Genomic DNA, 8,310 nt, shown 5'->3' with positions numbered 1-8,310 from the left:
AGCGTTGCGGCAAGGGCCGGCTGTTTCAGCACGTCCCCAATCGCCGGAATACCGTTGGCGGCATAGGTATCAACATAGCCTGGTGCGTCTTTTAATTCCGCCATTTTGGTCGTGGTCAGGGCAACCTGCGACTTGGTAATCGGCACACCGGCTTTGCCATGATGCACCGCATCTGCCATCAGGCGACTGTGCGGGATTTTGCCGCCGAGTGATGCAGCAACCTCTGCCGCCTTGATCCAGCCACCAATCGCACCGGCGACAGTCAGGGCCGCAAGTGGACCACGGGCCGGGATCGCGTCCTTGCCCTGTTCGCGATAAAAGCCGGGCGTTGCAAGCCCCGCCGCCCCGCCGCAGGCCCGGATGGCAACCGGGTCCTTGCCGGGCGCGGAGATCAGCCAAAATCCATCGCCACCAATCGCGTTCATGTGCGGATAGACAACCGCAATGGTCGCAGCCGCGGCAATCATGGCTTCAACCGCGTTGCCACCTTCGCGCAGAATGTCACGCCCGGCCTCGGACGCCAGATGATGGGGTGCGGTAACCATGCCCCCGAGGGCGGTTCTTGAACGTAACATAGTGCTGCGGCCTCCCTGCCATATGCTTTCGGGCATGCCGCGTGCTGTGCGACATGCCCGGTTTGTTCATAGCGCTGTTTTTACAATTCGTTCAGCGCCTTTTCACATCGTAGAATTGCCCTACCAACCAATCAGGTCGGGCAACCAGCTGGTCAATCCCGGGAACATGAACAACAAGATCAGTGCAACCGCCTGAATCCCGATAAACGGAATCACCCCGCGATATATATCGACTGTGGAAACCGATTTTGGCGCAACCCCCTTCAGGAAGAACAAAGCCCAACCAAACGGCGGGGTCAGGAAACTGGTCTGAAGGTTCATCGCGACCAGAATGGCAAGCCAGGCCATGTCGATCCCGCTATATTGGAACACCGGCAGAAACATCGGAAGCGCAATATAGGAAATCTCGATCCATTCAAGGAAGAAGCCCAGGACAAAGATCAGGGCCATCATGAACAGAAGATTGCCCATGTCCCCGCCTGGCACCCAGTCAAACAGGGCATGCACAAGCCCTTCGCCACCAAGCCCGCGGAACGCAAGACCAAAGGGTTGTGCGCAAATCAGGATAAAGAACACCATGGCACTGGTAATCAGGGTGTCATGCAGCACATCGCGCATCACACCGAAATTCAGGCGTCCGGTAAACAGCGCAAGAAGCAATGCCCCAAGTGCGCCCATGGATGCCGCTTCGGTCGGGGCAGCAACCCCCCCCACAATCGAGCCAAGCACCGCAAAGACAAGGGCCAACGGCGGCACAACAACCTTGCCAATCTTGAGCAACAATTGCTGCGTGCTCATGGCATCGCGCTCATCCTTGGGGATCGCGGGCACCATTTCGGGTTTGAAGATACCAAGCAGCACCAGATAAAGTCCAAGCATACCCGCAAGGATCAAGCCCGGCACCATGGCCGCAGCAAACAGGGTCCCGACAGATTCCCCCAAAATGTCCGCCAGCAAGATCAGAACCAGACTGGGCGGTATAATTTGGCCCAGCGTCCCTGATGCGCAAATCACGCCACTGGCAACCCCCTTGTCATAGCCGCGATTGATCAACGGCTGAAGCGACAGCAAGCCGACAGTGACAACAGTCGCCCCAACAACGCCCGATGATGCCCCCATCAGAACGCCGACGATTACGATGGCAAGTCCCATGCCGCCCTTGAGGCGCCCCATGGCGTGGCCGATCACATCGATCAGTTCTTCGGCAAGTTTCGACTTTTCAAGCATCACCCCCATAAAGATGAAAAGCGGCAATGCAAGCAGCGTGTAATTGGTCACAACGCCATACACACGGGCAGGCAGCAGGTTAAACAATCCGGCACCAAATCCCATAATTCCAAAGGCAAATCCCGAAATCGCAAGCGAGATCGCCACTGGCACACCAAGCACGAGGAAGCCAAAGAAGCCTCCGACCATGCCAATGGCCAGCCATTCATTTCCGGTCATTTTTGATTAGTCTCCTGCACCGACTTGTTTCGCCACGTTCGATGCATCAAAGGCAGGGGCGCTGTTTTCAGCAAAAATTTGGCGATAGCTGATCAAGCTCTGTGCGATTGCTTGGATCAGCAACAGACCAAAACCAATCGGGATAAAGGCCTTGAGTATGAAGCGATAAGGCAAGCCCCCGGGATCAGGCGATCCTTCGCCCATCATGATGGATTGCTCGACATAGGGGATCGAAAACCAGATCAGGGCTGCTCCAAGAATAGCCATCAGCACAGCAGAAAAGACATCAATGATCGCCTGGGCCCTTGGGCCCAGACGCTCATAAAGAAAATCGACCCGGACATGACCGCCATGACGCATGCCATAGGCCATCCCCATCAGGGCAATTGGTGAAACCAGATGCCATTCAAGTTCCTGCATCGCGACGCTCCCTGAATTAAACAGATAGCGCAGCAACACATTGCCACCGACCACAAGCACAAGTGCGAGACCACTGAGCGCAGCCACCCACCCGGCCGTATCGACAATAAAACCGAGGACGCGGTCGAATAACGGTTCAGTACGGGTCGACGTCATATCAGCTCATCCCGCCTTTCGAGGAAATGATCCCGTGATAGGGTTTTTCACTGATTGCAGCCCATTCACGGTGCGTGTCGCGGAACGCCATGAAGCTGTCATGGACCTTCTTGGTGATCGGGTCTTTGGCCGCTTCGGCTTCAAGGGTTTCTGCCGTAATGTCCTTAAGCTTGGTGACGACATCATCGGGCAGGGTTTGGGCGGTGACGCCAAAGTTCTCGACCAGATCACGCAGGGCGGCTGCGTTGTTGGCTTCACACCACGAATGGCTATCAAGGTTGCAGGCCTGTGCCGCGTTCTTGACAATCGCCTGCAAATCCGCCGGAAGGCTTTCCCATGCTTGCTGATTGATCAGAAGTTCGGTGACGTTGGACGGCTCATGCCAGCCGGTGGTGTAGTAGTATTTGGCTGCTTTCTGCAGGCCAAGACGACGGTCCTGATAAGGCCCCACGAATTCGGCCGCATCAATCACACCACGCTCCAGTGCCGGGAAGATTTCCCCGCCCGGAAGCAGTTTCACTTCGACACCGATCTGCTGATAGACCTTCCCGGCAAGACCCGGAATACGCATTTTAAGGCCGTTGAAATCATACAGGCTTTCAATGGGCTCACGGAACCAGCCGGTCATCTGAACACCAGTATTCCCCATGGGGAAAGCCACAAGACCATATGGTTTGTAAACCTCATGCCACAGCTCAAGCCCGCCGCCATGATACAACCAGGCATTCACGCCCTGGAAATTCAAGCCGAATGGCACGGTCGTGAAATATTGCGCGGCAAAGATTTTACCCGCCCAGAAATAGGCATTGGCGGCATTCATTTCGACCGTCCCGGCCTGAACGGCATCAAAGCCCTCAAGAGCCGGGATCAATTCGCCAGCGGCGAAATGCTGAATGTTCAGACGACCATTCGACATTTCTGTCACGCGCTTGCAGAAATCTTCGGGACTACCCGGACCCGTCACATAAAAGGGTGATCCCGGACCATAGGCATTGGTCATTTTCCAGTTAAAGGTTTCCTGGGCGCGCACGATGTTCGGGGCGGCAATTACCCCTGCCCCCGTTGCCGCAGCGCCAATTGCCGACTTGGTCAGAAAGTCGCGTCGTTTAATGTTTGTCATTGAAGTCTCCCTGATAGAGATAGCGTTTTCTTCTAGGAGGAAAGCTCATCGGAATGAGTTTCGCGATGTGTATACATCTAGCAACACACATGCCATTCCTTTATTTTCAACAACTTACAGAATTATTGCGACTCATCCATTTCGTAAAAAGCACATTTTTTGATCATTTCTTTGATGCGCGTAAATTTAATGCATAATTTTTATACAATTTTACGCATGATTTTTAAGCCTGCATCTACACCGTACGGACGTACTTGGCTTTCCACACTAACCTGGTGTATACATTCAGAGGGATTAACCTCTCAAAACCTCGCAAGAAGGGTTGAAACGCCAGATGTCCATGCTCCGCCAAACACTTTCCAGCCCAATCGGACAACCAGAACCGATCGGCATTGCCGCACAGCTTTGCCAGGCACTGGAGGATGATATTGTTTCTGGGCAACTGGCGCCGGGCACCCGACTTGAAGAACCGCTTCTTGCCAAGCGGTTCGGCGTATCGCGCACGCCAGTTCGCGAAGCCCTTCAGCTGCTTACCGCAACTGAACTTGCCGAAAAAATCCCAAATCGCGGCGTATATGTTTCACTGGCAACGCCGGAACGCCTCACGGCAATGTTTGAAAGCATGGCAGAGCTGGAAGGGACATGCGGGCGGCTTGCAGCCAAACGCATGACCAGCGGAGAACGCCATACGCTTGAAAATCTCCATCATGAACTGGCCGAAACAGTCCGTCTGGGCGACAGCGACGGTTATGAGGCCCTGAACAGGTCCTTCCACAACACGCTCTATCGCGGCACCCATAACGACGTGCTGGTTGATGTTACCTTTTCGGTGCGCCGTCGTGTTGCACCATTTCGCCGGGTACAGTTTTCAAGCCTACCCCGTCTTGCCGCATCTCATGGCGAACATCAGGGCATTGTTGATGCCATCCTGCGCGGTGACTTCAAGGCCGCCGAAGAGCTCCTTTACGGGCACATCATGGCCGTGCATGACATCAGTCAGGAATACCTGGCAAGCCTGCGTGAGGGCGACGGCAAAACGCCGTCAGAAGATTTGGCCTCTGACGGCGTTTCAAATGACATCGCGGTCGGGGAATAATCACCCCTAAGGGCGCGGCTCTATGGCTGGTCTTAGGCGACTGCCCTACGCGCCAACCGATCAAGCGAGACCACCCCGCCGCCGGCAAACACCAAAGCAGCCAAAAGCGAAACCCAAAGCAGGCGCTGATCAATCAGCTCTGTCGGCAGACCGTTGGCAAGCATGCCAAGGGTCGCGCCATGAAACGCTACATCAACCACGGTTTGCACAATCACAAAGCCAATCATGCCAAGGGCGGCAAGTCGGGTAAACAAGCCAGCAACGATCAGAAGCGGCAAGACAAACTCGCCAATCGTCCCGGCCCAGACGATCAGGTGCCACGGGAAGAACGGGATGGCAGACGTATCATACATATACTGTTCCGCAACTGGCGGAAGGATCTGGGCAAATGCCCCCGCACTCAGACCAAAGCCATCAATTTTGGTCAGCGCACTATTGAAGTAGTATGGCAGCAACACAACAACAAAAAGCACCCGGGCGCCAAGACCGACATAGTCCCGTCCTGCCAGGGAATCGATTTTCGTCTCAAAACGGGCAAAGCCGCCCATTACGTTATGTACATTATTCATCATCATGCCCGTTTCCTTTCGGGGTATCCATGCGGGCGTCAAACGCACCCATTGTCAAAAATTCTGCAAAACGGGCGATGACATCAAAATCCGGATCAGCCTGAAGTGCTTTGGCACAGGCATCCCCAAGGCAAAGCCCGTTACGCGTCACCGCCTCAAAGAATGCAGCCTGCCCGGCGCTTAAAAGATGCATCTCGACATGCATGAAAGGTCGCGCAATCAGAACAGTTTCCGGCCGCTGCACAATGCGGGTTTTGCCGCTTTGTCCGCTGGCATCTCCGTTCTGTGCGGTCCAGATTGCAAATACCGGGTGTTCTGATGTAACTACTCGACACGCCGGATGGGCGTTCAGCTTCATGCCCTCAAGATGGTCCTCAAACCCGACAAGGTCGGAAGCCAGAAGCGGTTCGGCATCGGCAGCTGTGCTGGCCTCAAGCCGCGCGCGTTCAAGCCGCGCGACATCTGGCAGGTATAGCAGACTTTCGCGCACAGAATGGGTCTCAAGAAAGTCGGCAAAGCCTGCGCCGTAAAGGGCAAGCGATCCTGCACGCGATGTTTCTGTCTGCACAAAACCCTGCGCAAGGCGATCAAAAAAGCCATCTCCAACCAGCTTTCGCACAGTCGGATAAGCAGCCCCCAGCGCGTCATAAAGACCGCGATGAACATTGTTGCGGTAAATTGCAAAGCGGTGCGCATAACCTTCGGCAACACTATCTGGCACCGCGTCCGGTTCCGGTGCACGCAGCGCCTCGGCAAAGCCGTCATAAAATGTCCTGAGATCCCTCATGACGCGGCCTCAAGCTGCACGCCCACAGCGTCCGCAAGATGACGGTCAGCCAAGGCTGCCTCACGCGCCAACACATCCCAACCGGGCACGTCATTATCCCATTCAATCAGGGTCGGCCGGCGCCCGATGCGGGCAATCAAACGATCAAACAGGTCCCATACCGGATCGGCCACAGGTCGTGAATGGGTATCAATCAGAACATCATCTTCGGGGTTGGCGTCACGCTCATGTCCGGCCAGATGAATTTCACCAACCAGATCACCGGGCACCGCATCAATAAACGCATTGGCATCAAAGCCCAAATTATGGGCCGAAATGTAAACATTGTTTACATCAATCAGCAAACCGCAGCCACTGTGTTCAGCCGCCTCACTGATAAACTCAAGTTCGGGGATCGAATTTTGTGGCAGCGGCACGTAAGAGGTCGGGTTTTCAATCAGGATCCGGCGGCCAATAAAGTCCTGCACCGTATTGATCGCATCCACCAACTGCGCAAGCGAGGCTTTCGTCATCGGCGTTGGCAGCAGGTCGGCCATATAAAGTCCTTCATGGGCGGACCATGCAATATGTTCAGACACCATGGCGGGGTTGAACCGGTCCACCAGACGCTTGAGATCGGCCAGATGGTTCTTGTTTAACGGCTCCCCGCCGCCAAGCGACAATCCGACCCCATGCATCGAGACCGGATACCGGGCACAAAGCTCTTCGAGCATGGCAAGTCGCGGCCCACCGGCAACCATGTAGTTTTCCGGATGAATCTCAAACCAGCCCACAGCCGGTGCTGCGTCAAAGACATCTTGCGCGTGCTCGGCCTTGAAACCGACACCTGCCTGGTCAGGAAGCTTTCGATCAGCAAGCTGTGTTGGCGTTTTCATGGCAAGCAACCTCAAACAGTAAGTCATAGCTCGGGCGGGCGGTCAGCACATCGGGACAGGGGGAGACATTTGCAAACATGCAGATCGGTGCTGACCGCCCATAGAGGGGGCAAGTTAGTTTTGGGCGTTAGCCCTGCGGGAGATCACGATCAAGTTCTTCGAGGCTGCCCGTCACTTCGCGGCCATCCGCCGTGGTGAAGCTCATATCCTCGCAGGTACCTGCCGGAACCAGTTTCCAGGCATTGCCCTGATAATCGACAGTCGACGTTCCGGCACAGGTCGTACCCGGACCAGCCGCACAGTCATTCTGACCAGCCAGCGATACACCAAAACATTTCTCCTTGGCGCCATCGGCAGCTGCCTGATCGACTGCAGCCATCGAAACAGCAGCACTCAATGCTGCGCCCAAAACCATTGCTTTTTTCATCGTCGTTTCCCTTCGGTTAAATTAGGAACATCAAGTCCAAGCGATGATTTAACCGTAAGCGCGATGTGTATTTTCGTCACTGCACCATTCGCACACGCGCAGTCAAAGACACGTGAGACATTCCCCACATCTCCTCACAACCGCGTGAACCGTTCCGTGAGGTGGCAACGCACAATGATGATGTAAACCTGAAACGACAAAACCCTCGACCGGTTAAGGTCGAGGGTTTTCAAAGTCGTGTGTTTATAGGGAATATTTATGCTGTATTTGGAAGGCCCGGCGGTGACCTACTCTCCCGTGCCTTAAGACAAAGTACCATCGGCGCAGGCTGGTTTCACTTCTGAGTTCGGGATGGGATCAGGTGGTTCCCGGCCGCTATGGCCACCGGGCCGTCCAAACACAGCGAAGAGATCGGAGATCTTTGCAAGATCGTGATGTTGAGTTGCGAACTATTTATTGTTGTGACGTATTGGTCTTGCTGATTTTACCGCTGCGCAAGTCATATGCAGATCAGTAGCAAGAGGGATCAATCAAGCCGATCGATCAATTAGTACTGGTTAGCTTCACGTGTTGCCACGCTTCCACACCCAGCCTATCAACCTGGTGGTCTTCCAGGGATCTGATAGGGATACCTAGTCTTGAAGGGGGCTTCCCGCTTAGATGCTTTCAGCGGTTATCCTTTCCGCACTTAGCTACCCGGCGATGCTCCTGGCGGAACAACCGGTACACCAGAGGTGCGTCCATCCCGGTCCTCTCGTACTAGGGACAGCTCTTCTCAAGTATCCTACGCCCACGGCAGATAGGGACCGAACTGTCTCACGACGTTCTAAACCCAGCTC

Annotated in this window: 9 protein-coding genes and 2 rRNA genes; 1 reads left to right on the top strand and 10 read right to left on the bottom strand. The window is 54.9% G+C overall.

What is annotated here, in order from left to right; genetic code table 11:
• From B2R48_RS03215 to B2R48_RS03200, 4 genes are all read right to left on the bottom strand, one after another.
• Positions 1–575, bottom strand: a 575-nt coding sequence (locus B2R48_RS03215; RefSeq protein WP_296997722.1) for a gamma-glutamyltransferase, incomplete at its 3' end; no start/stop codon positions are given.
• Between the two features lie 120 nt (positions 576–695).
• Complete coding sequence (locus B2R48_RS03210; RefSeq protein ID WP_296997719.1) at positions 696–2,021, bottom strand: TRAP transporter large permease; 1,326 nt, start codon at positions 2,019–2,021, stop codon at positions 696–698.
• A 6-nt stretch (positions 2,022–2,027) separates the two neighbouring features.
• Positions 2,028–2,597, bottom strand: a complete 570-nt coding sequence (locus B2R48_RS03205; protein ID WP_296997717.1) for a TRAP transporter small permease subunit — start codon at positions 2,595–2,597, stop codon at positions 2,028–2,030.
• A gap of 1 nt (position 2,598) precedes the next feature.
• Entirely contained in the window at positions 2,599–3,717 is a 1,119-nt protein-coding gene (locus tag B2R48_RS03200; RefSeq protein ID WP_296997715.1) for a TRAP transporter substrate-binding protein, read from the bottom strand.
• A 334-nt stretch (positions 3,718–4,051) separates the two neighbouring features.
• Between B2R48_RS03200 and B2R48_RS03195 the strand changes: the two genes are divergently transcribed.
• On the top strand, positions 4,052–4,813 hold the full coding sequence (locus B2R48_RS03195; RefSeq protein WP_296997711.1) for a GntR family transcriptional regulator: 762 nt from the start codon (positions 4,052–4,054) through the stop codon (positions 4,811–4,813).
• 32 nt (positions 4,814–4,845) lie between these two features.
• On the opposite strand, the gene B2R48_RS03190 is transcribed toward B2R48_RS03195, so the two are convergent.
• From B2R48_RS03190 to B2R48_RS03165, 6 genes are all read right to left on the bottom strand, one after another.
• Positions 4,846–5,388 carry a DoxX family protein gene (locus B2R48_RS03190; protein ID WP_296997709.1) on the bottom strand — a complete coding sequence of 181 codons (543 nt, stop codon included), beginning with the start codon at positions 5,386–5,388 and terminating at the stop codon, positions 4,846–4,848.
• Positions 5,375–6,169, bottom strand: a complete 795-nt coding sequence (locus B2R48_RS03185) for a DNA-binding domain-containing protein (protein WP_296997706.1) — start codon at positions 6,167–6,169, stop codon at positions 5,375–5,377. Before B2R48_RS03185 ends, B2R48_RS03190 begins: the two co-directional genes overlap by 14 nt.
• The gene (locus B2R48_RS03180; RefSeq protein WP_296997703.1) at positions 6,166–7,044 is read right to left on the bottom strand and encodes a DUF692 domain-containing protein; all 879 of its coding nucleotides are present in this window, start codon (positions 7,042–7,044) and stop codon (positions 6,166–6,168) included. The genes B2R48_RS03185 and B2R48_RS03180 overlap by 4 nt, the downstream gene beginning before the upstream one ends.
• Positions 7,045–7,171: 127 nt before the next feature.
• Complete coding sequence (locus B2R48_RS03175; protein WP_062954324.1) at positions 7,172–7,471, bottom strand: DUF2282 domain-containing protein; 300 nt, start codon at positions 7,469–7,471, stop codon at positions 7,172–7,174.
• 274 nt (positions 7,472–7,745) lie between these two features.
• Positions 7,746–7,860 (bottom strand): 5S ribosomal RNA (rrf, locus tag B2R48_RS03170).
• 137 nt (positions 7,861–7,997) lie between these two features.
• A 23S ribosomal RNA gene (locus B2R48_RS03165) occupies positions 7,998–8,310 on the bottom strand; the annotation flags it as partial.

It is taken from the genome of Thalassospira sp. UBA848 (assembly GCF_002295455.1).
Taxonomy (GTDB): domain Bacteria; phylum Pseudomonadota; class Alphaproteobacteria; order Rhodospirillales; family Thalassospiraceae; genus Thalassospira.
Note: the sequence above shows the minus strand (reverse complement) of the source record. Positions and strands in the feature narration are given on the sequence as shown.

Coding starts and splice junctions, on each gene's coding strand:
- B2R48_RS03185 (WP_296997706.1), bottom strand. CDS start 6,169: ATGAGGGATCTCAGGACATTTTATGACGGCTTTGCCGAGGCGCTGCGT.
- B2R48_RS03210 (WP_296997719.1), bottom strand. CDS start 2,021: ATGACCGGAAATGAATGGCTGGCCATTGGCATGGTCGGAGGCTTCTTT.
- B2R48_RS03180 (WP_296997703.1), bottom strand. CDS start 7,044: ATGAAAACGCCAACACAGCTTGCTGATCGAAAGCTTCCTGACCAGGCA.
- B2R48_RS03175 (WP_062954324.1), bottom strand. CDS start 7,471: ATGAAAAAAGCAATGGTTTTGGGCGCAGCATTGAGTGCTGCTGTTTCG.
- B2R48_RS03200 (WP_296997715.1), bottom strand. CDS start 3,717: ATGACAAACATTAAACGACGCGACTTTCTGACCAAGTCGGCAATTGGC.
- B2R48_RS03205 (WP_296997717.1), bottom strand. CDS start 2,597: ATGACGTCGACCCGTACTGAACCGTTATTCGACCGCGTCCTCGGTTTT.
- B2R48_RS03195 (WP_296997711.1), top strand. CDS start 4,052: ATGTCCATGCTCCGCCAAACACTTTCCAGCCCAATCGGACAACCAGAA.
- B2R48_RS03190 (WP_296997709.1), bottom strand. CDS start 5,388: ATGATGATGAATAATGTACATAACGTAATGGGCGGCTTTGCCCGTTTT.